Origin of the sequence: Buttiauxella cochleicola, from assembly GCF_021282405.1 — a bacterium.
Taxonomy (GTDB): Bacteria; Pseudomonadota; Gammaproteobacteria; order Enterobacterales; family Enterobacteriaceae; genus Buttiauxella; species Buttiauxella massiliensis.
On the sequence record NZ_JAJSOU010000002.1, the window covers coordinates 313,827 to 336,989 of the forward strand.

18 protein-coding genes are annotated in these 23,163 nt (G+C 51.1%); 7 read left to right on the forward strand and 11 right to left on the reverse strand.

What is annotated here, in order from left to right; translation table 11 throughout:
- Positions 1–51 precede the first annotated feature (51 nt).
- On the reverse strand, positions 52–1,470 hold the full coding sequence (locus tag LVQ79_RS03755) for an aminotransferase-like domain-containing protein (protein ID WP_232863940.1): 1,419 nt from the start codon (positions 1,468–1,470) through the stop codon (positions 52–54).
- A gap of 177 nt (positions 1,471–1,647) precedes the next feature.
- Between LVQ79_RS03755 and LVQ79_RS03760 the strand changes: the two genes are divergently transcribed.
- The 3 genes from LVQ79_RS03760 (at position 1,648) to LVQ79_RS03770 (ending at position 2,778) form a co-directional block, all read left to right on the forward strand.
- Complete coding sequence (locus tag LVQ79_RS03760) at positions 1,648–1,821, forward strand: DUF1127 domain-containing protein (protein WP_232863941.1); 174 nt, start codon at positions 1,648–1,650, stop codon at positions 1,819–1,821.
- 94 nt (positions 1,822–1,915) lie between these two features.
- Positions 1,916–2,245 carry a DHCW motif cupin fold protein gene (locus LVQ79_RS03765; RefSeq protein WP_232863942.1) on the forward strand — a complete coding sequence of 110 codons (330 nt, stop codon included), beginning with the start codon at positions 1,916–1,918 and terminating at the stop codon, positions 2,243–2,245.
- Between the two features lie 5 nt (positions 2,246–2,250).
- Positions 2,251–2,778, forward strand: a complete 528-nt coding sequence (locus LVQ79_RS03770) for a GNAT family N-acetyltransferase (RefSeq protein ID WP_232863943.1) — start codon at positions 2,251–2,253, stop codon at positions 2,776–2,778.
- Positions 2,779–2,818: 40 nt separating this feature from the next.
- Here LVQ79_RS03770 and LVQ79_RS03775 read toward each other — a convergent pair whose 3' ends face one another.
- Both LVQ79_RS03775 and LVQ79_RS03780 read right to left on the reverse strand, forming a co-directional pair.
- Complete coding sequence (locus LVQ79_RS03775; RefSeq protein WP_064514721.1) at positions 2,819–3,064, reverse strand: YdgH/BhsA/McbA family protein; 246 nt, start codon at positions 3,062–3,064, stop codon at positions 2,819–2,821.
- Positions 3,065–3,239: 175 nt separating this feature from the next.
- Positions 3,240–3,998 (reverse strand): SDR family NAD(P)-dependent oxidoreductase, encoded by a 759-nt coding sequence (locus LVQ79_RS03780; protein WP_232863944.1) that lies wholly within the window; start codon positions 3,996–3,998, stop codon positions 3,240–3,242.
- A 119-nt stretch (positions 3,999–4,117) separates the two neighbouring features.
- On the opposite strand from LVQ79_RS03780, the gene LVQ79_RS03785 reads away from it, so the two are divergent.
- The 3 genes from LVQ79_RS03785 (at position 4,118) to LVQ79_RS03795 (ending at position 7,715) form a co-directional block, all read left to right on the forward strand.
- Positions 4,118–5,017 carry a LysR family transcriptional regulator gene (locus LVQ79_RS03785; protein WP_232863945.1) on the forward strand — a complete coding sequence of 300 codons (900 nt, stop codon included), beginning with the start codon at positions 4,118–4,120 and terminating at the stop codon, positions 5,015–5,017.
- Between the two features lie 55 nt (positions 5,018–5,072).
- Complete coding sequence (yhjD, locus tag LVQ79_RS03790) at positions 5,073–6,140, forward strand: inner membrane protein YhjD (RefSeq protein ID WP_232863946.1); 1,068 nt, start codon at positions 5,073–5,075, stop codon at positions 6,138–6,140.
- Between the two features lie 249 nt (positions 6,141–6,389).
- Positions 6,390–7,715 carry an MFS transporter gene (locus tag LVQ79_RS03795; protein ID WP_232863947.1) on the forward strand — a complete coding sequence of 442 codons (1,326 nt, stop codon included), beginning with the start codon at positions 6,390–6,392 and terminating at the stop codon, positions 7,713–7,715.
- Positions 7,716–8,395: 680 nt separating this feature from the next.
- Here the strand turns inward: LVQ79_RS03795 and LVQ79_RS03800 are convergent.
- Together LVQ79_RS03800 and pdeH are read right to left on the reverse strand one after the other, a co-directional pair.
- Positions 8,396–10,462, reverse strand: coding sequence for an AsmA family protein (locus LVQ79_RS03800; RefSeq protein WP_232863948.1), 2,067 nt, complete (start codon positions 10,460–10,462; stop codon positions 8,396–8,398).
- Positions 10,463–10,527: 65 nt separating this feature from the next.
- Positions 10,528–11,301 (reverse strand): cyclic-guanylate-specific phosphodiesterase, encoded by a 774-nt coding sequence (pdeH, locus tag LVQ79_RS03805; RefSeq protein WP_232864027.1) that lies wholly within the window; start codon positions 11,299–11,301, stop codon positions 10,528–10,530.
- 232 nt (positions 11,302–11,533) lie between these two features.
- Here pdeH and kdgK point away from each other — a divergent pair, with 232 nt between their 5' ends.
- Complete coding sequence (gene kdgK / locus LVQ79_RS03810) at positions 11,534–12,466, forward strand: 2-dehydro-3-deoxygluconokinase (protein ID WP_151993858.1); 933 nt, start codon at positions 11,534–11,536, stop codon at positions 12,464–12,466.
- A 45-nt stretch (positions 12,467–12,511) separates the two neighbouring features.
- On the opposite strand, the gene LVQ79_RS03815 is transcribed toward kdgK, so the two are convergent.
- The 6 genes from LVQ79_RS03815 to LVQ79_RS03840 all read right to left on the reverse strand — a co-directional run bounded on the left by LVQ79_RS03815 (position 12,512) and on the right by LVQ79_RS03840 (position 23,153).
- Complete coding sequence (locus tag LVQ79_RS03815; RefSeq protein ID WP_232863949.1) at positions 12,512–13,999, reverse strand: M16 family metallopeptidase; 1,488 nt, start codon at positions 13,997–13,999, stop codon at positions 12,512–12,514.
- A gap of 216 nt (positions 14,000–14,215) precedes the next feature.
- The gene (locus LVQ79_RS03820) at positions 14,216–15,502 is read right to left on the reverse strand and encodes a dicarboxylate/amino acid:cation symporter (RefSeq protein ID WP_232863950.1); all 1,287 of its coding nucleotides are present in this window, start codon (positions 15,500–15,502) and stop codon (positions 14,216–14,218) included.
- 163 nt (positions 15,503–15,665) lie between these two features.
- Positions 15,666–17,660: a biofilm formation regulator HmsP gene (gene hmsP / locus LVQ79_RS03825; RefSeq protein ID WP_232863951.1), complete on the reverse strand. Its 1,995-nt coding sequence runs from the start codon at positions 17,658–17,660 to the stop codon at positions 15,666–15,668.
- Positions 17,661–17,829: 169 nt separating this feature from the next.
- On the reverse strand, positions 17,830–18,825 hold the full coding sequence (locus LVQ79_RS03830; RefSeq protein ID WP_232863952.1) for a family 8 glycosyl hydrolase: 996 nt from the start codon (positions 18,823–18,825) through the stop codon (positions 17,830–17,832).
- Between the two features lie 9 nt (positions 18,826–18,834).
- A complete protein-coding gene (gene bcsD / locus LVQ79_RS03835; protein ID WP_232863953.1) occupies positions 18,835–19,302 on the reverse strand; it encodes a cellulose biosynthesis protein BcsD in 468 nt (155 codons plus the stop codon).
- A 2-nt stretch (positions 19,303–19,304) separates the two neighbouring features.
- Complete coding sequence (locus tag LVQ79_RS03840) at positions 19,305–23,153, reverse strand: cellulose biosynthesis protein BcsC (RefSeq protein ID WP_232863954.1); 3,849 nt, start codon at positions 23,151–23,153, stop codon at positions 19,305–19,307.
- Positions 23,154–23,163 lie beyond the last annotated feature (10 nt).

Genomic DNA, 23,163 nt, shown 5'->3' on the forward strand with positions numbered 1-23,163 from the left:
CAATTTTATCTCAGATGGGTAACCGTCTATGGCTTTAAAAGAGTAGGAAAATTAACCATTTTCAAAAACATGGCCGATGATCTCGCCCATATTACGCAGCGCGGTTTCAGTCTCGGCATTGAACGGCAATGCATAATTCAGGCGCATACAGTTGCGATATTTCCCGGAAGCCGACAGCAACGACCCCACCGCAATGCGGATATTGTGCTGACGCAGCGTTTCGCTGATCGGTACGATATCAATGTGTTCCGGCAGCTCAATCCACATCAGAAAACCGCCCTGTGGCCGAGAAACACAGATGCCACATGGGAAATAGTGGCGCACCCAGCAGGTGAATACATCCAGGTTGCGCTGATAGTGCTGGCGCATGCGCCGTAGGTGGCGATGGTAATGACCGTTACGCACAAACTCCGCGACCGCCATTTGGGTAAAAGTGGTAGTGCTGCCGGTCACGATATATTTCATATGCATGGCGCGGTCGAAATAGCGCCCCGGCACAATCCAGCCCACACGCAGCCCCGGTGCCAGCGTTTTTGAAAATGAGCTGCACAACAGCACCCGTCCATCCACATCCAGCGATTTAATCGTCATCGGGCGCGGGTATTCATACGCCAGTTCGCCGTAAACATCGTCTTCAATAATGGCGATATCAAAGCGTTGCGCGAGGTTCAGCACCGCTTTTTTACGCACATCTGGCATGATAAAACCGAGTGGGTTATTGCAGGTTGGAACCAGAATGACCGCTTTAATCGGCCACTGTTCGAGCGCCAGTTCCAGCGCTTCCACACTGATGCCCGTTTCGGAATCCGTTGGTATTTCAACCACTTTAATGCCGAATGCGCGCAGCATTTGCATGGTGCCGTGGAAGCATGGCGATTCAACCGCCACAATGTCTCCTGCTTCGCACACGGCACGAATCGCAATCGACAATGCTTCATGGCAACCGGTGGTCACCACAATATCGTCTGGTGTGACGACACAGCCGCTGTCGAGCATCAAACGTGCGATTTGTTCGCGCAGCACCTGCTTACCGTTAATGCAGTCATAACCCAAAATTTCGGGTTCCTGATGCTGCACAATGCGGCTCATTTCACGCCATAGCGGTTTAATCGTTGCCTGGGTGACATCGGGAAAACCGCTGCCAAAAGCTATACTTCCGGCATCTTCTCTTCCGGTTAATTGTTCCAGCACCGCATCCCATTGGGTAATCTCTACCGGGCGCTGTGCCGGGCGAGTGAGAGGCGGAACGGGTGGCTGAGATTTTTTCGGCGCCACAAAGTAGCCAGAGCGCGGCTGCGGGGAGATGAGCTGACGGTCTTCAAGAATATGATAGGCCTGCTGTACGGTGCTGATACTAACGCCGTGTTCGCTACTCAGGTTGCGCACCGAAGGCAAGCGTTCGCCACTGCGATATAAGCCTTGTTCAATGCGTTCTGCCAGCAAAGTGGCAAGGTGTTGGTAACGCGTCATGCTGTATCCTCTTAATTCACCATACAGACAGAAAAAGCAGTACAGAGTGATAGAAAAACCACCATTCAGATCTTGTTTTAGCGCGTCTGTATGTTAAATAAAAGTTATTTTTGAGTCTGCCTGCAAACTGTATGGCGGCGCATGATTGTTCCCATCAACACGATGAGGAGCAAGATCATGGGCTTTGAAGAGAACCGTCCGCACAAACCGTTTTATGGCTTTGTGATGATTTACCGTTATTTCCGCCAGAGATGGTTAAACCGCCAGACAGCACGCACACTGCAAGGATTGAGCAAGGAACAATTACGAGATATTGGGCTGACATGTGATGATTTATCCCACTGGAAGTAACCCTTAATAACGGCGCATAAATATGGCGCCGTTAATTTTTTGCTGATATCACTAAAGGAGCAAATACCACCTAAAAAAATAATAAGGATCAGCAATGCGTATTAACGACCTGCCGTTTAACACCACCGACTGGGCGACACTGAGCGCTACAGAACATCCAGGCATCACGGGTAACGCTCTATGGCGCACTCAGCAATTCGGGGAAATACGTGTTCGGATGGTGGAATACAGCCCTGGATATCTCGCTGATCACTGGTGCCAGAAAGGGCACATTCTGTTTTGCCTGGCGGGAGAATTACAAACTGAGCTGGAAGACGGGCGCGTATTTACTTTAAAGCCGGGAATGAGCTATCAGGTCGCCGATAATGCTGAACCGCATCGCTCCTCCACCGCTATTGGCGCAACTCTCTTTATCGTGGATTAAAAACCATGTTCCCACTTGTGACCTCCAGACTGAATTTAACCCAAATTACCGAGCAAGAATGGCCGTTCTTTTTACGCTTACAGCAAGATCCAGACGTGATGCGTTATGTTTCCGATGAACGTCGAGAAGCTGAGGTTCGACAGATTTTTAATTCACGCCTTGTACGCTGGGAAACGCATAGTCGACACTGGCTTTGCCTTGTCATGTGCGACAGACATAACGGCACGCCTATTGGCTTTACTGGGTTTGTGCGTGGAGATGATGAAATGGCAGAAGTGGGGTTTATTCTCGATCCCATTTTTCACGCGCAAGGCTACGGTTATGAATCGCTTCATGCCGTGTGCAAATTTGCCTTTGAGAAATGCGCGATCCGCAAACTGACAGCAACAGTCACGGTAGGGAATATCGGTTCGAAAAAAACGCTAGAAAAAGCCGGTTTTCAGCCGGAAGGGATACTGCGAGAAAACTATTTTCTTGCTGGAACCTGGCAGGATGACTGGATATTTGGTTTGTTACGCAGCGAGTTCAGATAAAACACGGGCCGCACAACGGCGGCCCATACAGCGTGAATTCTTAGTTATACATCTCGGCAACACCAAACACTTTGTTATCGCCACCAGCAGAAATGATGCGGATTGATTTCGCACCAGCCTGCTCAGCTTTTGCTTGCAGTTGTGCCTGTAGGCTATCGATATTCGCAGCACCGCTCACCGAAACTGTACCGATTTTCTGGCTTTCAACAGATTGAGTGGTTGCAGCAAAACTTGAGAATGAAGCAGCCAGAGTCATAACTACGGCAAAATATTTGATGCTTTTCATAATGTATATCCTTGAGCTTTTTTAAGTGAGAAAGCTTGTTCGCTTTCGATGTGATAAGAATAATGCCGTATCACAAATGGTGATAGTGGAATGATTCGCTCATATCATTCAGTATTTTTGATTAATATCCAACAGGCGAGAGTGAGATGAATATCACCCCCGCAAATGCCCCTTCTTATAAGAACATTCCACCAGAAACTTCAATGCGCTGCGCATTCATCCAGCGGCTTTCATCACTGAGCAGCACAGCAATTGCATCACCAATATCATCCGGCTGCCCGACACGCCCTAATGCCGTTTGCGCAGCAATGGCATTCGCTACCTGTTCGTTGTCACGCACTGCACCACCACCGAAATCAGTCGCAATTGCACCCGGTGCGATAATGTTCACCGAGATCCCACGCGCACCCAACTCTTTGGCCTGGTACTTTGTCAGCACTTCCATCGCACCTTTCATTGCGGCATAAGCAGCTTTCCCTGGCAGCGCAAAACGCGTCAGGCCAGTCGAAACATTCAGGATACGACCGCCGTTTTTAATCAGCGGCAACAGTTGCTGCGTCAGGAAGAATGGCCCCTTCAAATGGATATTCATTAAATCATCAAATTGTTCTTCTGTTGTTTTTTCGAACAGCGCATCCAGCCCGGTTCCGGCGTTGTTTAATAAATAATCAAACGAATCGCGCTGCCACACGTCATGCAACTGCTGCTTCACTTCTTTAGCAAATGCGCTAAATGAGGCGCTTTCGGCGACATTCAATTGAATTGCCACAGCTTTTACGCCAATTAGCTCAATTTCGCGAACAACATTTAGCGCCTCTTGCTGCTTACTGTTGTAGGTCAGAATAATATTCACGCCGCGCGCTGCCAGCTTCAATGCTGCGTTTTTACCTAATCCACGGCTGCCGCCGGTCACTAATGCGATTGTTTGACTCATGATTTGCCTCGTTGATAACTGTCCGGTGATTGAGATAGAGCTTATTAGATGCTACAAAATCAATAAAGACTGCCAATTGAGCATCACTGTTTCACCCACAACAACAATAAGGAAAAATAGTGGATAAAATACAAGCAATGCAGCTATTCATTAGAGTGGCTGAACTGGAGAGTTTTACTCGCGCAGCCGATTCTCTGGGCCTACCTAAAGGTAGCGTATCGCGTCAGATTCAGGCGCTAGAAGGGGTGCTAGGAACAAGGCTATTGCATCGCACCACGCGTCGGGTACAACTCACCCAGGATGGGATGGTCTATTACGAACGCTGCCGCGATTTACTCGCTAACCTGGACGAATTAGATGGGCTTTTTTTACACGATCCCAAAAGTGTCAGCGGGCGTTTGCGCGTGGATATGCCGGTCGGCGTGGCTAGAAATTTAGTTATCCCCAAACTGCCCGCATTCTTGCAGCAATATCCAGGTATCGAGCTGGAATTAAGTAGCAGCGATCGCATGGTCGATGTAGTGCGCGAAGGGTTCGATTGCGTTATTCGTGTTGGGCAGCTTAAAGATTCGGGACTGGTGGCGAGACCGCTTGGGAAACTGACTTTAATAAACTGTGCCAGCCCCGATTATCTGGCGCGCTTCGGTTATCCGGAGAACCTTGACGATCTCGCATCTCACGCCGTGGTGCATTACGCACTCAACCTCGGCAACCGACCGCAAGGGTTTGAATTTATGGAAGATAAAAACACGCGCTGGGTAAAAACGGGTGGTGTGATAACGGTGAATAGCACCGAAACGTATCAGGCGGCATGCCTTGCCGGGCTTGGTATCATCCAGGTACCTCGTATCGGCGTAAAAGAGTTACTCAAGAGTAAAAAACTGGTGGAGATCCTGCCGCAATATCGCGCCGAACCGATGCCGGTTTCCCTGCTGTATCCACATCGTCGCAACCTTTCACGCCGGGTTCATTTGTTTATGGAGTGGCTGACTGGGCTGGTTAAAGGTTACGTCGACTAGCTCCAGGCTATAATTTCGTGAAGAGCTTGTTTTATCTAAAGGAAAAAATAACCTGATGACTACATCGGATAACAGCGAGAAACGCCCAACTGAATCGCTCGATTATGAGCCTGTCGCCAAATTTCAGACGCAACCCAAATCCGAACCAGTTGCGCCTGAGAAACCCGATGAATCGGAGCCGTTGGTCAATATCAAGACAAAAAATGAGACGGTTAATCATACGATTGCCAGTGTCAATAAAGCCGCGAAACGCCCGATGGTCGCTCATCTGTTACGTGCCACCGAACGGTTTAATGACCGCATGGGCAATCAGTTTGGCGCAGCTATCACCTATTTTTCGTTCCTGTCACTGATCCCGATTTTGATGGTGGCGTTTGCCGCCGCCGGTTATATCCTCGCCTCGCATCCCACACTGCTGGAAGAGATTTTCGATAAAATCCTCATCAACGTTAGTGAGCCAACGCTTGCTGCGACGCTGAAAAGCACCATCAATACTGCGGTGCAACAGCGTACAACCGTTGGCCTGGTCGGGCTGCTGATTGCACTCTATTCCGGTATCAACTGGATGGGGAATTTGCGTGAAGCGGTGCGTGCTCAGTCGCGCGATAAGTGGGAAAGGAATCCACAAGATCAGGAGAAGTTCTGGGTAAAGTATCTGCGTGATTTAGTGTCGCTAATTGGTTTATTGGTGGCACTGATTGTGACGCTTTCAATCACGTCGGTTGCCGGTTCAGCCCAGGCATTCCTGATAACTCTTTTGCATCTCGACGGTATCGAATGGTTAAAACCGGTTTGGCATTTAGTCGGGTTAGCGATCTCTATTTTTGCTAACTACCTGCTGTTCTTCTGGATTTTCTGGCGTCTTCCACGCCACCGCCCACGCAAGAAAGCTCTGATTCGTGGCACGTTGATTGCGGCAATTGGTTTTGAGGTTATCAAAATCATTATGACCTACAGCTTGCCAGCGCTGATAAAATCCCCCTCCGGCGCAGCATTTGGCTCTGTTTTAGGTCTGATGGCCTTCTTCTATTTCTTCGCCCGCCTGACGCTGTTTTGTGCCGCATGGATTGCCACCGCACAATACAAAGATGACCCGAGAATGCCGGGTAAAACCCATAGTTGATTGATAACAGGCTGGTACGAGATATTGTTTCAGCACATAAATCCAGCCTGTAACTTTTATTTAACCTAAAAGCAGTTTTATTCGCTGATTTTTTAAATATGAGAAGCACGACGTGGATATTTATTTTCTGGACTAAAAATTATCCTCTTATTGCGCGTTAATCGCACAGCGAGGGAGGCAACCGCGCGTTGAAATGCGCCTTTTGCTATGCGTAATATGGCTTTCGTTCGCTATAAATAAGAAAAATCTATGCAAGCCACCATCGCTGATTCAATCAATACCGAAACTGACGCCACACCCGTCAACTCACGCGGAAAAGTTGTCGTTGCCTCGCTTGTCGGCACCGCCATCGAATTCTTTGATTTCTATATTTACGCTACTGCTGCGGTCATTGTTTTCCCGCATATCTTCTTCCCGCAAGGTGACCCAACCGCTGCCACGCTACAGTCGCTGGCAACGTTCGCTATTGCCTTTGTTGCACGCCCAATTGGTTCCGCGCTATTTGGCCACTTTGGCGACCGCGTAGGCCGCAAAGTGACACTGGTGGCATCACTTCTGACAATGGGTGTTTCAACTGTCGTTATCGGCCTGCTGCCGAGCTACGAAACTATCGGTGTGCTGGCACCAATGTTGTTAGCACTGGCGCGTTTTGGGCAGGGCCTGGGGCTGGGTGGCGAATGGGGCGGAGCGGCATTGCTCGCAACCGAGAACGCACCACCACGTAAACGTGCACTGTACGGCTCTTTCCCACAGTTGGGCGCACCAATTGGCTTCTTCTTTGCCAACGGCACCTTCCTGCTGCTCTCATGGCTCTTAACCGACGAGCAGTTCATGTCATGGGGCTGGCGCGTGCCGTTTATTCTTTCTGCGGTGCTGGTGATAATCGGCCTGTATGTGCGTGTTTCACTGCATGAAACGCCAGTGTTCGCCAAAATTGCCAAAGCGGGCAAGCAGGTGAAAATACCGCTCGGCACACTTCTGACAAAGCATTTAAAAGCGACCGTTATCGGCACCTTTATTATGCTGGCGACTTACACACTGTTTTACATCATGACGGTCTATTCAATGACGTTCAGCACCGCGGCGGTGCCAAAAGGCCTCGGTTTCTCGCGCAACGATGTATTGTGGATGCTGATGATGGCGGTGATTGGTTTTGGCGTGATGGTGCCGATCGCGGGCTATCTCGCGGATAAATTTGGCCGCCGTAAGTGCATGATTGTGATCACCAGCCTGATGATTGTGTTCGCATTAGCTGTGTTCCAGCCGCTGTTGGGTTCCGGCAACCCGACGCTGGTGATGGCGTTCCTGCTGATTGGTCTGAGCCTGATGGGATTAACTTTCGGACCGATGGGCGCACTGCTGCCAGAGCTGTTCCCAACCGAAGTGCGTTATACCGGGGCATCGTTCTCGTATAATGTGGCGTCGATTCTGGGTGCGTCTGTGGCACCGTATATCGCGACCTGGTTGCAGGCAAATTACGGTCTGTTCTATGTCGGCTTGTATCTGGCAGCGATGTCAGCGATTACGCTGATTGCGCTGTTGGTGTCGAAAGAGACGCGTCATTTGTCGCTTTAGGTTTTTCACCCTCCCCACTAAAGGCTTTCTCTTATAACCATCTCGCTCTGGCAATCTATCAGGGCGAGATCTGTAAGATGAGAGGTTTTTCCGTTCACCCGAACGTCTGGCGACTTCTGCAACCATTGTTAACGGTGAACGTATCAAGGAGAGAACGCCCTCTCCTTGATAATCCTGGCGCCCGGTCATTAAATTGCCGCTGCGCGGTAAACCCCAGCTTATCCCCAACGTTCAGGGTCGTTCGCGACTCGCTCCCGGCGATCGCTCACTTTCGCTGCTCCCGGCAGCTCAACCCTGACTTATGGGGAACACTGGGGCAATTTATACCGGGAACAAGGTAAAAACCGGTTCGGTGTGGTCTTTGGGTTTTGACGTTGACCTTGGGTTCCGGCTTCAATCGCGCCGTTTTTTACCCTTCAGTCGGGGTCACGTGGCCGGGAGCCACGTGAGTGAGCGATCGTCGGGAACGAGTCGCGAACGACCGCGAATGTTGGGTGAAAAACGGTGTTTACCGCTTGCGGCGATTGATTTGCCGGGAGTCCGGGTTCTTAGGGTGGCGACGGTGGCCACCCTAAGTCGTTCACCGGTTCAGTGGCTATATGAAACACTGAACATCGGGTGAACGGAACTGTCTCCCGACTCACAGAGTTGTGACTAAGAGACAGCCCAGGGTGAGGGCGTTACTTCTTCATCTGCCCCAAAATACGGCTGCACTGATTGTCACCGCCCTCGGACGGCGAGATCAGCGCCAACAGAGCTGCGGCTGGTGTCACCAACGTCGCCAGAGCTGCCGCTACCGCGCCACGCGCAATTAGCGGCCCGGCTTTCACGCCTGCATCCGGATTCTTAAAGGTGCCGCGCACATAGAGTGGCGAACGCAGCGTGATGATACGAATCCCTTTGCTTTCAGGATCGATGGTTAAATCGAGCCGTTCGCTGGCAAAGTTGGTAGTCCCTGTAACGTTAATCAACGCGTTTTCAGTATCAAAGGCGAATATTCTCGGCGTCGCGACTCCACCACGTAAATCAAGGTTTGCCGCCGCACAGTTAATCCGCACCTCGTCATCACCAAAGATTTGCCCAACAATATAGTTCCCGACGTTTAAGCCGACGATTTCCATCAGGTTGCGGCTGATTAACCCGTCGTTCATCAGCAGTTTCAGGTTGCCGTCACTGCTGCCCAGCAACTCAGCAATAGAGTTGCCACGGCCCCGTAATTCCGCATCGCCGTTTAACTCACCGAGCGTTTTCTGCATCGACTCCACTTTTGGCATCAACTGTTTGAGCTGCAAACGCCGCGCCTGAATATCCGCTCTCCCCTGCATCGGCTTTTTGTCGCCTTCCAGGTGGATATTGGCGCTGATGGTGCCGTTCGCCATGCCAAATTTCAGCGGCTGGAGCCGCAGGTCAGCGTTCTTCAAAATCACGTGCGTGGATAAGTTACTCAGTGGCAGCGTGCCACTATGTTCGATACGGCCGCCTTTAAAGCGCACATCGGCGTCCATCACATCCCATTTGTCGGTTTCGAAGCGGTCATACGGCAGCACTTTGTCGGCGGGCTGATTCGTTTTCTCGCCTTTCGCCTGCTCTGACTTTTTGCTTTGCTGCGCACCTTTGCCCGAATCCACGCCAATTAACGGGCCGAGATCCGCAAGACGGAGCTGTTTAGATTCGAGATCGCCTTCCAGTTTCGGGCGCGGTTTGCCTTGCGAGTAGGTCAGCGAGCCGTGAATGTCGCTGTCGCCAATGCGCCCGTTAAAGTTTTGGTAGCGGAATACCGAGCCTTTTTCAGTGTCGATTTTTGCCAGCAGGTGCCCATCCGTTTCAAACGGTGGCGTATCTGGCAGCAACACGCCGGTTAAATCGTAGAGATTACCCAGCGAATCGCCGGAGAATTTAAGCTGCAGATCGACGCCGCCCATTTTCATCGGGTCGTTAACCGTGCCGATAAACGCCACGCGGGAATTACCGGAACGCACATCCGCCTGCACCGGGAAGGCGGTGTCGCCTTCGCTACGCAGCGCTAACATGCCGCCGATTTTGCCGCTGCCTTCGAGCGGCGCACCGTTATAACGGCCTTTCATTTTCAGGCCAAAGACATAATCCCCGGCTTTCGCGGCGTCTTTGCCTTTGGGTTTACTGCCTTCGATTTCACTAAATGGCAGCGGCTTACCGAGCGGGTCGACGAGGATTTCAATATCCGCTTTGGTGACCTTGTCGTTAACGGCGATGCGGCCTTTATCAAACAGAATATTGTCCATTCTGAATGACCAGGCAGACGGCGACTGGTTGGGATCTTTTGTCCCATCGCTGGCAAGTTTAAACGTCCAGTTGTTGTTTTTTTCTGACAGTCGAATAATCCGCGCATCAGGCTGTACAAGCTTAATCCACGGGATATAGACGGTTTTGGTCAGCAGCGCTAGCGGTGCCAGGGTGGCGTCAACACGCGGTAGATGCACCATCGTGATTTCAGGAATATCAGGCGGGTTACCAAGAATAATATCTTCGGCATGAACATGCGGCCAGGGCACCCAACTGCGCCAGCCCGTCTCTTCTTTGTTACGTTCCCAAACCACACCTAAATCGCCACGAATAGCGAATGGCCGGTTCAGTTCTGTCGAGACTTTTTGGTTGATGGTCGGTTTGAGCCGATTCCAGTCAAACGTCGCAATCACAATGATTGCCACCACAACCAACAACAATAAAACCCCGACGACACCGCTTACAATTTTTCCAGTTTTAGTCATGCCTTGCCCCCTTTCCTGATGTGGCTCGCTTTAACTAAAGATAGTTGAGCGGGGCCAAAACGGCATCAGGAGAGGCGAATCAGCACATTCTCCAACTGTTCAAATGGAATGGGCCGTGAGAGAAAATAACCTTGCGCGGCATAGGCGGGCGAGCGTTGGACATCACGCCATTCATCTTCAGTTTCAATACCTTCAACGATGACACCCTTGCAGTAGCGGTTCATCAGTTGCAGCAGCATGGTGAATAAATTGCGACCTTCATCGGTGGTGCGCAGCATGATAAACAACTCACGCGCGACTTTGATGTAGTCATAGTGCATCTCACTTAATGCGGAGAAATTCGCAACACCTGTACCGAAATCATCAAGCCACAACGGGCCAAATTCCTGCATCCCAGCAAGCGTCACAGCCTGTGGTTGGGTGATGTGCTCAACCAGCTCAAAACGCACCCACGGCATTTTATTGATAAGCGTAAGAATCGGCTGGTGCTGTTTCATCGCCATCAATGTCGGGCCATCAACATTTACCGAGGCTAAAATTTTATAGCCAAGGAAGATGGATTCCCACTCAGCCAGCAGGCTAAGTTGCTCTTCGATAACCATCAGTCGCGTACGGTAAGAGACAGATGTGAAGTAACGATCGGGTGGAATGCGAATTTCCGGTTCATCAGGGTGTGTCACCACCGTTAGCAACTCTATTGCCATTAAGCTGCCGTCGATTTTATAAATCGGCTGGAAGGTGTACTGCCGCTGGCATTGCAGCCAGAACCGCCGTTCCTGCAAACTTTCGACACTCGCCTCAAGCGTATTAAGCCGGTGAGTGATCTGCTTAAACTTCATCATGTACGTCCTGTTTACCTTGATAACTCAGATGGCTCATCGAGAAGTTATCGGCGTGGCGCATGAGAACTTTATGTTCGCTTTCAGTACAACCTCAATCAATGCTAGTTATCTAACATCGGCAATAAACTGCCTTAGCTCAAAGTTTTCCGAAACATCGTTTTAAATTGTTTGACTCGTTTTTAGCCGACCAGCAAACTAGTGGCAATTTCATTAATTCAGGTTTACTGCTATGCCAACGCGCAAAATCGCCGTTATCGGTGAATGTATGATTGAACTGTCGCAAAAAGGTGCGGAAGTTAGCCGCGGCTTTGGTGGCGATACCCTAAACACTTCCGTTTATATCGCACGTCAGGTTGACGCAGCCGATCTTGAAGTCCATTACGTTACAGCTCTGGGTGAAGATAACTTCAGCCAGCAAATGCTCGACGCATGGCAGCAAGAAAATGTTCACACCGAACTGACACAGCGCCTGGAGCACCGTTTGCCGGGCCTGTATTACATCGAGACTGACTCTACCGGTGAGCGCACGTTCTATTACTGGCGCAACGAAGCCGCAGCCCGTTTCTGGCTGGAGAGCGATCAAGCTCAGGCTATTTGCGCAGAACTGGCACAGTTCGACTACCTGTATCTGAGCGGTATCAGTCTGGCTATCCTCAACGCGGCTAGCCGTGAAAAGCTGATGGCTCTGCTGACTCAGTGCCGTGCGAACGGTTGCAAGGTTATCTTCGATAACAACTACCGTCCGCGCCTGTGGGCAAGCCGTGAAGAGACGCAACAGGTCTATCAGCAAATGCTGACCTGCACCGACATCGCGTTCCTGACGCTGGATGACGAAGATTTGCTGTGGGGCGAGAAGCCTGTTGAAGAAGTGATTCACCGTACTCAGGCAGCTGGTGTGCGTGAAGTGGTTATCAAGCGTGGCGCTGATTCTTGCCTGGTAGCGATTCAGGGTGAGTCAACATTAGAAGTGCCAGCGGTGAAATTACCGAAAGAAAAAGTTATCGATACTACGGCTGCTGGTGACTCTTTCAGCGCGGGCTATCTGGCGGTGCGTTTGACCGGTGGCAATGCAGAAGAAGCAGCAAAACGCGGGCATTTGACCGCGAGCACCGTGATTCAGTATCGCGGCGCGATCATTCCTAAAGAAGCGATGCCAAAGTAATAAGGGCGTCAAAAAGGCGCCGAAAGGCGCCTTTTTATTTTACGGTCACTGAGCCGGAGGAATATCTGAAGTCGTATCCTGCTTAGGTTCATCCGTTATCGGAAGTGCCTTCGAAGGAACCATCACTTTATCCCACGTGGCTTGCAAATCCTTCATATTGAACTCAGGTTCACCCTGCGGTTGCAACAACACCAGAGCCATGTCCTGAGACAACTGCTGGCGCAAATCCTGGTTCAGCATGTTCAGCGTCAAACTGTTCAGGAAATTCTGACGCAGCTTCTGATACTGTTCCGGTGCGATATCAACCACCTGGTTTTGCAGTGAACGCATGCGCTGGCTTATCAACACGTCGGTGTCAGTACGCGCATAAGTGGCAAACAACTTGGCAAGCTCAGCTTTTTTCTGTGTAATTAACACATCAAATTCTTCCTGCGAAAGCCCTTTATCACGCACCTTAAGCAACTCTTTGCCCACGGTCGCCAAATTAGCATTCAGTTTATCGTTAGGTGAATCAAGGTTAATGCCACATTGCGCACGCTGGTACAGCACACGGCAATCGAAGCTCAGGTTGAGGTCTGTCTGGTTCTGCTTGCTCAGATTCTGCTGCACATGCCAGAACAGCGCCTCACGGGCGAGATCTGCACGCCAGTAATGCAATAGCGCAGAAGACTCACGAATAGGCTGCCAGGCGTTATCCCACATCAGTGAGAGCCTGTCCTGACGCACACTATCGGTCATCAAACTTACCGGAGTGCGTTTAAGCGGAGAAAGGGTTGCAACCGGTGCTGGTGATTCGCGCTTGCCAGTCAGGGTGCCAAAGGTTTTGTTGATTTGATCGGCTACGCTGCGGCTATCGACATTACCCACCACAATCAGCGTCATTGCATCCGGGGTATACCATTTCTGGTAAAACGCCTTCAGTTGTTCGTTATCAACCGGCTGCTTGAGATCTTCTGCCGGGTCATGGCCCAACAGCGTGGAACCTTGCAGGCGATAGCGCCACCAGTTGTCTTTGGTGTTCATCGGCCAGGTGGCAACCATATCCTGAGCTTGCAGCGCGACATTCACCGTTTCTGGGGTAATCGCCATTTTGCCGCTACTGTCTGAAAGATAGGTTAAGGCTTCTTTGAGTAAATCATTGCGGTTATTTGGCAGGCTGAGATTAAACAGCGTGAAGTCATAAGAGACGATAACCGGGGGCAGCGGACGCGTTGGGTCCACACTTTGCTGCCATAGAGAACGAGCCTGTAACGGCTGCAAGCTGCCGCTTTGTGTCAGCGCCAGACGAGGTAAAAAGTGGCTATAGCCGCTCTGTTGGGTGGTTTCAGTCAATGAACCAGTATTAACCAACAGACGAATTTCAATACGATCGCTAGGACGTTGAGGTGTGGCCAGGACTTGCCATTGAAAACCGTTGGCCAGCGTCCCTTGTTGCCAGGCTGGGTCGGGCTGAAGTGCTTCTGCCTGCACATTACTGGCGGCGGCGACCAACAGCAATCCGCCAGCTAAGAGTCGAATTTTGGTGCCCTGCATGTGAACCCCTGGAAAACAATCCTGATTAAAAAGTGTAATGGCGACATAGCATTACGCAATAAAGCCACCACAAGTGGCATTTCACCACTCCGTTTGACCGCATCTTCGCGGAAACGTCACTTTAAAATTGAAAAAAACGCCAAAGAAAATGGCTCAGGGGTCAATTATGCGCAGCAGCCCACAGCGAGGGCAAGTCACTGTGGGCAATTGAGAGGGTTAAGACGAGACTTCGCTCACTTTTTTTGCGGAATGTGGATTATCAAGAGTTTCTTTCAACTGTTTCTCATCCAGTTGCTTCACCCACTTCGCCACTACGACCGTCGCAACACCGTTACCGACCAGGTTTGTCAGCGCACGGGCTTCCGACATAAAGCGGTCAATACCCAAAATCAGCGCAAGTCCGGCTACCGGTAGGTGGCCCACAGCGGAGATGGTCGCAGCCAACACAATGAAGCCGCTTCCGGTCACACCCGCCGCTCCTTTGGAGGAGAGCAGCAACACCACCAGCAGCGTGATTTGATGGAAGATATCCATGTGACTGTTGGTTGCCTGCGCGATAAACACCGCCGCCATCGTCAGATAAATGGAGGTACCATCAAGGTTAAACGAGTAACCGGTTGGAATCACCAGCCCCACAACCGATTTGCGGCAGCCGAGTTTTTCCATTTTATCGAGCATTCTTGGCAGCGCAGATTCAGATGAAGATGTGCCCAGCACAATCAGCAGCTCTTCTTTGATGTAACGGATAAATTTGAAGATGCTGAAGCCTGTCACGCGGGCAATAGACCCCAGGACCAGCACAACAAACAGAATACAGGTGATGTAGAAGCAGATAATCAGCTGGCCGAGCTGTACCAACGAGCCCACGCCATATTTACCGATAGTAAACGCCATGGCCCCGAAAGCACCGATTGGCGCAAGACGCATGATCATATTGATGATGCCGAAGATGACCTGCGAGAAACTTTCAATGACGTTGAAAATCAGTTGGCCTTTGTGGCCCAGACGATGCAGTGCAAAACCAAACAACACTGCAAACAACAGCACTTGCAAGATATTGCCACTGGCAAAAGCACCGATAACGCTACCTGGAATAACATCCAGCAAGAACGCCACGATACCCTGTTGTTGCGCCTGTTCGGCATAGATTGCTACCGCTTTAGCATCAAGAGTTGCCGGGTCAACGTTCATGCCAGCACCTGGCTGCATCACGTTTACTACGATGAGGCCGATAATCAGGGCGATGGTACTGACCACTTCGAAGTAAAGCAGCGCCACGGCACCGGTACGGCCGACAGCTTTCATGCTTTCCATGCCAGCGATGCCGGTCACAACGGTGCAGAAGATAACCGGCGCGATAATCATTTTAATCAGTTTAACGAACGCATCGCCGAGCGGTTTCATCTGCGCGCCTAACTCTGGGTAGAAATGTCCCAGCAAGATGCCGATAGCGATTGCCGTCAGAACCTGGAAGTAGAGGCTTTTGAAAAGAGAGAGTTTCATAGGGTGTCCTTGAGAGGTGAAGATTCCGCAAACCTTTCGGCTTGCGGCATCGAAAATAACACCCACAAAAACACTCAAAAGTGATATCGCGCTAATTTGTAAACATAATTGTTAAATAATTGAGCTGACTCGCGCCAGCCAAGTAACAATTACAACAAATCATTTACTGTTGAGGGGTAGATAGATACTGCGCATCAAACTCTTTAAGAGTCATGGCCCTGGAGAATAGATAACCCTGAGCAAGAGTCACACCTTCGTTTAATAGCCAGTCACATTGAGCCTGGTTCTCAATCCCTTCGGCTACAAGTTTCAGCCCAAGAGTTTTCGCCATACCGATAATCACGCCAGCCATCGCACTGTCTTCCGGCAGGCCATCGATAAAGCTCTTGTCGAGTTTCAGGATATCTACCGGCAGCGCTTTCAAATGGTGCAAATGGCGCAGGCTGGCATAGCCCATCCCAAAGTCATCCAATGCGATGCGCACTCCGGCTTTACGCAACGGGCGCAAAATACCGATCGCCCTTTTCGGATCGTCGATATGATGACTTTCCGTCACTTCCAAAATCAACATGCCCGGCTGAATGCGATAACGCGTCAACAACTCTAACAACGACGAGCCCATTTCTTCGTGCAGCAACTGATGTGCAGAGACATTCACACACAACGACATCGTGATGCCCTGGCTCTGCCAACCCGCCAGGACGCGGCAAGCTTCTTCAAGTACCCAGTTGCCGATGGTGAACATCAGGCCACAGTCTTCAATACGCGCAATCAAATCGTCAGGTAACGCCCAACTGCCATCAGGCTGTCGCATACGCAGCAAAACCTCCGCACTGACAACTTCGCGGGTAAGCATGTTGACTTGCGGTTGCAGCCAAATAGCGAACTGCTGGTTCTCTAAAGCGTTCAATAAATCCTGTTCCTGAGTCAGATGGCGTTGAGCTAATTCCATCTGCTCAGGGTCAAAGAATTGAATCTGATTTTTGCCATGGCGACGGGCGGAAAATGCCGCCGATACCGCGCGGCGATACAATTGTTCTGCTGCCAAACCGCCGTGATACATCGCAATACCGATGCTGGCCGTAGGCTTAAGGGAGATCGATTGAATCGGTAATTTTTCGTTGAGCACAGTGAGGATTTGCTTTGCCAGTGCCATGGCCTGCCAGGCGTCCTGAACACCATGCGCAATAATGCCGAAGTCATTGCCACTAAGCTGTGCCAGAACCATATTCGGCGAGAGAACACTTTTAATTTTTTCGACCAGCGTCAGCAACAGCATTTCGCGCTGCTCTTCATTTAATACACCGGCTGCATCCTGCAAGGTTTCGCTGGCAATCACGATCAGTGTGCTGTTCTTCCCACTCGCCGTGAGTTGTTCAAGCAACGCCAGGAACAGAGCTTTATTTGGCAGTTCTGTGAGCATGTTTCGGGTGCTCACAGCGCTCATTTCTTCATGCAAGCGCAGCGACATTTGTTGATTGCGGTTATAGCTACGCACCAGCATACCAATCTCATCATCATGATGAAGATGCGGCAGTTTGAGCTGATGACTCACCGCATCTTGCGGACTTAGGCTGTCGAGCTCACGAGCGATTTTGCGGATCGGGTGCACAATTAAACGGTTAATCGACCAGCTGATGGCAACCGAGAGAATTAGCGCCAATAGCAAATATGTGGTCAACAACGTGGAAATCGTACTAATGATGAATTTGTACATCCGCCAGGAATCCGCCTGCAACACAAGATAAGCCAACGGCTGCGGGTTTGCCGGGCGCTCAAGTGAATACAGCGGTAACGAAATTTGCACCGGGAGCTCAAATAGGCGAGCAATCCACATCGGAATCGGGCGTTCCGGTGCAAAGCTCTGGCGTAACGCCTGGAACTGGTTTGGTAAAACAACATCTGCCCGGCTGATAATCCCGGAGGGTTGTATTTGATTAAGAATGAATTCAGCTTGGGGAATATCTGCTTTAAGGATTGCTGCAGACAGCGGAATACGCACCGAATGGGCGATTTTCTCCATCTGGCTTGCAGTGTCGTAGCGGCTTTGCTGCACAAAGTGGAAAAGCTGTACCACGATAAAAATGAAAATAAACAATATGGAAACGGCTGACACCATTGCCATTTGTTTAATCGTTAATGAACGACTGACTCGCAAACTTACTCTCCGCAATTACCGTGCCGTATAGGGCATATTCTTAAGCAGGCTGAGTATACTGCATTGTAGTGATGTTTAGGTGTTGAGGCTGGCTTATCAGGGAAATCTTCAGGATGTTCCCTCTCCTGATGGAGAGGGTTCGGGTGAGGGGGTTGTGCACGAACAAACATCACCTCACCGACAGCGCCACCAGCATCTTTAAACTCGCAGAATAATAATCATCCTGAGCCATAATTTGCGGCTGCTCCACGCTTGCCGACTGTAGCACTAAATCGCGCACCGCCAACAATCCACCGTTCATCATATATGGAGCGGGATCGCCGGTTGTCACATTCACCCAGGCAGGCGTTTTATCGCGTGCAAAACGTCCCCACCAGTTTTTGTAAACCTGAAGCTCCGGGCTGCTATGGTTAAACCATGATACATAAAGTGGAACGCGAATCGCATCATAACTAAAACGAGCAGGCCACTGTTTGGCTGGAACGGTGTGACCATCAGAATAGAGTGAAACCCAGTCAGAAGGGAGTTGTGGATTACCAAAGTGCATTTTCCCCAACAACTTCTGCCCGTCGCTAATCAAATCCTTCCACACCATTAAATGGCTGCGGTTAGCAAAATCCTGCCAGGCCGGAAGAATAAAATAGGAAGGGTTAAGATTCACGTAGGTATTAAGATTAAAACCTTTGGCTCCGGGCAGCATCACCTGGTAACCCGCAAAACGTACAACGTTATGAGCTACCAGAGCCTTGGTAATCGCATCTGATTCGTTGAGATAATCCTGGTTTTTCCACTTTGCTCCCGCCTTAAGCAACGCCCATGCGATAAAAGTATCGCCATCGGTGGCGTTATTTTTATCGGTGATCGGCTGCGCCTCGACCGGGTTATATCTCCAGTAGAAGAGACCATTTTCGGGATTTTTCAGGGTTTTTCGCGTCCAGCTCCACATTTTATCAAAACTGGTTTGATCATCGTTGACCACCGCCATCATCATGGCAAAACCCTGGCCTTCAGTGTGGCTGACGTTTTTATTTCCGGTATCGACGATGCGACCATCAGGCATTAAAAACCGTGATTTATAGCTATCCCATGCATTATCTGCCAGCGCTTGCTGGCAGAAGATCAAGGCAAAGACTGCCACTATCAGCGTTTTGCATCGCTGCAACATTGAAGCACCTCATCGACTATTTTGATATCGAAAGTGTACCACTGTTGCCGACGGTGAAGACTCGCGCCACAGCGACACATGCGGTTTGCCGCCCTGATCACGTAACCAGCGGGCGTATACTCCTTCCAGAACCGCGCTAAACGCGCTATTCCAGGAAGCCTGTTGCGCTTCATCCGCAGGAACAGGTAAAGCCATGTGGCGAATCAACATCACCGTTTCGCTGGCTTCGATATCAATATAGCCCCAGTTGAAACGAGCGAGCTGAACATTTATCTGCGTTTCGAGCTCACCCACAGTTCGCGCTAATGCTAACGGGTGACGCCCAGCCAATGTATCACCCATTTGTATCAGAAACGGGCGGCTTTCTGCTTCGCCAGCATTCGCCACCATGCTGTCTATCATGATGTGGAGCAGAGAAAACCAACCCGGTTGCGTCTGCTGATTTTGAAAATACTGCAAAAGCTGCGCGTCATTCATGATTAATTATTCCCCAGCAGGTAACGGAAGTAGAGTTGCGCGGTACTTTCGTTGTAATCACCAAAGGTGTCATAGCCGACCTGGCCACCAATCGTCATATCTTTGTTAACTTTGTAGTCGGCTGCGGCACGCAAGTTATAGCCCATACCGTTTTCACTACTACCGCTATACCACGCCTCTTTGGCAAAACCTCTGGAGACGTAATCTTCCAGTTGTGATTGCATGGCTGCATCAGTCGGGAAATACGGGCTTTCGTCCTGGCTGTAAGACTGATAACCCAGCGATGCGCCAACAGACATATTCCAGTTATCAAACTTCTGGGTGTAATCCACCGGGAAGGAGACGCTGATATAGTCCTGCGGGCTAAAGTAGCCGCCTTGCCCATAACTGAAGTAGCTAAGGTTTTTCGAGAAGTCCATATACGTCATGCTGATACCGGTTTTCAGCTCGCGGTCATCAGCACGATATGGACGAATATAAACACCCGCGTTGCCGGTGAAGTTGTCGTTGCTCGGTACGTTTTCACCGATGTAGTTATACAGCCCGACACCTGCGTAGAAACCGGCATCACCATCATCGTAGCTCAACTGCGCGCTACCGCCGTTTTTGGTGACCTGGCCCCATTTTTTGCCGCTGTATTTATCTTCCACACCGACATAAGAGAGCAGGCTGTCAACTACCGCACGGCGTTCGCCAGTCAAAATCAATTTCAGGTAGTCAGTCAGTTGTGGTGACCACTGCACGCCACCAACAACAGTATTCAAATCCTGACCTAACGGTGTTGAGCCGACATCAAGTTTGTACTGCTCACCCGTTAACGCCATGGCGACTTCTACGCCCGCAGTGCTTTGCGAGCCTTGTGAAGGCACCTTGATCTTGTCGATATTTGGCAGTTCAGGCGGCGTAGTGGTTGAGGAGTCATACAAATCCTTGGCAACTTCCCCTTGAATTAATGCTCCCGTACCAAAACGGCGACTAGCCTCATCTGACGAGCTACCGGCATTCAGACTAATTGGCGTAACGTTAAGATCTAAACGCGAATCGCCAAATGGCACCGTTGACCACTGTAGCGGAGCCTTTATCTCGGTGAGTTTGCTCAGGCCACTTTCGCCATCACGACCGCGTACAGATACCGCACCTCGTGCCCATGTGGCCGTTTTGTCGGTCAACTGCTCCATCATGTTATCCACCTGGCGCAACGTGCCTGCCTGAGCCGTTTCTACCGGCAGATCGGTACGCGTCGTGCCCGGATATGCAGTTTGCGGATTGCGTGCCAGTTGAGCAACTTGCCACGGCATCGCTTCGCCATACAATGAGCTAGATGCGGTGTCTTGCGGGGCGACAGAGGTTTTCGGGGTAAACGGGTTATCCGCCAACGCCAGGCCACCTAATGTCGGAGCAGTACCATCACCCACACCTTGCAGGCCAAGCAGTTTCCCACGCGCAGTGCGTAAATAGCTCATCGCCTGTTGGTGGTTGCCATCAGCTTCAGCCACACGCGCTAGCAACAGCAAGCGATCCGGCGTTTCATCGTTACGCAAACCAGCCGCTAGCTGCTTCGCTTTATCCACATCTTTGCTGGCGAGTGCGACATCGATAGCGCCCGCGCGTGCATCTTGCTCAGGCGTGTCACGGGTCATCAGGTAGTCGTAAACCACGCCAGCTTCTTTGTTCATTTTGCCGGACTGATACAAACGCGCCATCGCAAACATCAGGTCGGTATTTTGCGGGTCGCTCTGCATGGCGCGGATCAGTTTGTCGTACGCTGCCGCATAATTACCTTGAGTCCGAAGCTGGTCAGCTTCGTTGATCACATAACCATTACGAACGCTGGCAAGCTGTGTCGGCGTGCTGCGCGACTGCAATTCCGGGCTCGCCAGGAACGCCTGCGCTTCACGCCCAAGACCTGCCTGATTAAGGACGGCAATCTGGTCGCCATAATCACCCGCATTGCCCTGTACACCACGACTCATATTGCCGCGCACAATCGCAACGGCGGTACTGACATCACCGCTTTGCGCCAGCATTTTTGCCAGTTTGCCAGCATCTGCCGGGCTTTGCGGTGGACGCGTAGCCAGTGCTTTTAAGGTATTAGCCGCAGCCACGGTATCACCCTGCGCCAGATAACGTTCCGCAACAGACATTTGCAGGTTGTAGTTAACACGCGCCGCAAGTGCGCGCATATCGCTGGTCTGGCTGGAAGCCGGTATCCGCGACAGCAAAGTCTGCGATTGCTGCCAGGCGTTGTTTTCGCTGGCAAACAAAGCGCCTGCATAGAGTTCAGTATTGGAGGCATTCGGCCGGAAAGACGGCGCCATCACGTTGCTGGCTTCCGCGCTGTTGCCCTGTTTTTGTAGCTGGCGTGCTAAATCAAGACGCAACCATGGGTCAGACGGATAGCGTGCGACACCCTGCTGCAAAATGGCGATGGCACGTTGTGGATCGCCATTGGCTGCCGCCTGCTGCGCCTGGCGGCGTACTGGGTCAGTTGGGTTGCCACCGGAAACTCGCGGCTGCAATTTAGCTTGTAAGCTTACAGGCAAGGTTTGCAACATAGCCTGCGCTTCGGCGGTTTTATTCTGCTCACGCAGCACGTAGTAAAGGTTTTCACGGGCCGAGCCGTTATTCGGCTGCTCGTTCAAGATGCCGCGCAGTGTCTGCTCTGCGGCGGCGTAATCTTTATTGTGGCGCTGCACATCAGCACGGAATAATTTCGCCGCGGTACCTCGCTCACCGCTTTGCTGCGCCAGAGGTGCACTCAGTGCCAACGCCTGGCTGACATTGCCTTGTTTGAATGCCGCCTGAGCGCTCGCCAGTTGCCCGTAAAACGCGGCGTCATCAGCTTGCTGTTTGCGCTCATCCGACTGGTCGCCACCGAGACTTGCCGCACGATTTAAGTATTCTGATGCAGCGGTGTAATCACCTTTGCGTTGTGCGATGTAACCCATCCCGGCAAGCGCATCGGCATCTTGCGGGTTAGTTTGCAGCACTTGTTCAAACTGGCTTTTTGCCGCGTCAGTATTGCCGCTATTGAGTGCGGTAAAGCCTTCACCTTTCGCTGTACCACCAATACTTTTACGGTAGTGGTCTTGTACCGCTATGTCTTTTGGATGGCGTTGCAGGAAGGTTTGATAATAGGTTTCGTCACTCGCCGTTGGGCCAAGCCACAACAATGCCTGGCGCAGCGATTTATCAGCGTCTGAGCTGCCGCTCGCCATATTCTGCAACAGATCTATCCCTTCACGGCGCGTGCCTTCCTGATAGGTCAGCACTTTGCCGAGCGCAATTTTCCCACCGTTATCCTGTGGGTTTTGCGCGACAAACTGGCGTAAACCCACCACTGCTTGCGGATACAGTGATTTATCACCCGCCATCGTCAGATAATATTCTGGTGCGAGGCTTGGTGGCGGTTGATCGCCATTAAACAAACTGCGCCAGGTGGCAAGTGCGGCGGGAATGTTGCCGCTTCGCGCCTGTTGGCGCGCCAAATCCAACTGCCCACGCGGGATTTGCTGAATTTGTTTCGCATTATCCAGCGCCTGCAAATTGTTATCTTGTGGTGACACCGCCGCGAGGCGTTCGCGCCACTGGGCAGCACCTTTGATATCCCCGGCCTGCTGCGCCCACAACGCCATCAGGTACATCGCCTGCGTGTTATTGGCATCAACCATCAGCACCTTTTGCAGCGCTTCTTTTGCCAGCTCGTCATGCGACTTTTCATGCCAGTAATTGGCCTGGTCAAACAGCGCTTTTAATGCCGGATTGTTTTCCGCGGCCTGGGCGCCGAACGTCAGGCTGCCAAAGAAGCACAGAGTTAACAAGCGACGGGCGGTTTTGTTTTTATGATTCATGAGCACCACC

Coding starts and splice junctions, on each gene's coding strand:
- LVQ79_RS03780 (WP_232863944.1), bottom strand. CDS start 3,998: ATGAGTCAAACAATCGCATTAGTGACCGGCGGCAGCCGTGGATTAGGT.
- LVQ79_RS03765 (WP_232863942.1), top strand. CDS start 1,916: ATGCGTATTAACGACCTGCCGTTTAACACCACCGACTGGGCGACACTG.
- pdeH (WP_232864027.1), bottom strand. CDS start 11,301: ATGAAGTTTAAGCAGATCACTCACCGGCTTAATACGCTTGAGGCGAGT.
- yhjD (WP_232863946.1), top strand. CDS start 5,073: ATGACTACATCGGATAACAGCGAGAAACGCCCAACTGAATCGCTCGAT.
- kdgK (WP_151993858.1), top strand. CDS start 11,534: ATGCCAACGCGCAAAATCGCCGTTATCGGTGAATGTATGATTGAACTG.
- LVQ79_RS03830 (WP_232863952.1), bottom strand. CDS start 18,825: ATGTTGCAGCGATGCAAAACGCTGATAGTGGCAGTCTTTGCCTTGATC.
- LVQ79_RS03755 (WP_232863940.1), bottom strand. CDS start 1,470: ATGACGCGTTACCAACACCTTGCCACTTTGCTGGCAGAACGCATTGAA.
- LVQ79_RS03760 (WP_232863941.1), top strand. CDS start 1,648: ATGGGCTTTGAAGAGAACCGTCCGCACAAACCGTTTTATGGCTTTGTG.
- LVQ79_RS03795 (WP_232863947.1), top strand. CDS start 6,390: ATGCAAGCCACCATCGCTGATTCAATCAATACCGAAACTGACGCCACA.
- LVQ79_RS03820 (WP_232863950.1), bottom strand. CDS start 15,502: ATGAAACTCTCTCTTTTCAAAAGCCTCTACTTCCAGGTTCTGACGGCA.
- LVQ79_RS03800 (WP_232863948.1), bottom strand. CDS start 10,462: ATGACTAAAACTGGAAAAATTGTAAGCGGTGTCGTCGGGGTTTTATTG.
- bcsD (WP_232863953.1), bottom strand. CDS start 19,302: ATGAATGACGCGCAGCTTTTGCAGTATTTTCAAAATCAGCAGACGCAA.
- LVQ79_RS03770 (WP_232863943.1), top strand. CDS start 2,251: ATGTTCCCACTTGTGACCTCCAGACTGAATTTAACCCAAATTACCGAG.
- LVQ79_RS03815 (WP_232863949.1), bottom strand. CDS start 13,999: ATGCAGGGCACCAAAATTCGACTCTTAGCTGGCGGATTGCTGTTGGTC.
- LVQ79_RS03840 (WP_232863954.1), bottom strand. CDS start 23,153: ATGAATCATAAAAACAAAACCGCCCGTCGCTTGTTAACTCTGTGCTTC.
- LVQ79_RS03775 (WP_064514721.1), bottom strand. CDS start 3,064: ATGAAAAGCATCAAATATTTTGCCGTAGTTATGACTCTGGCTGCTTCA.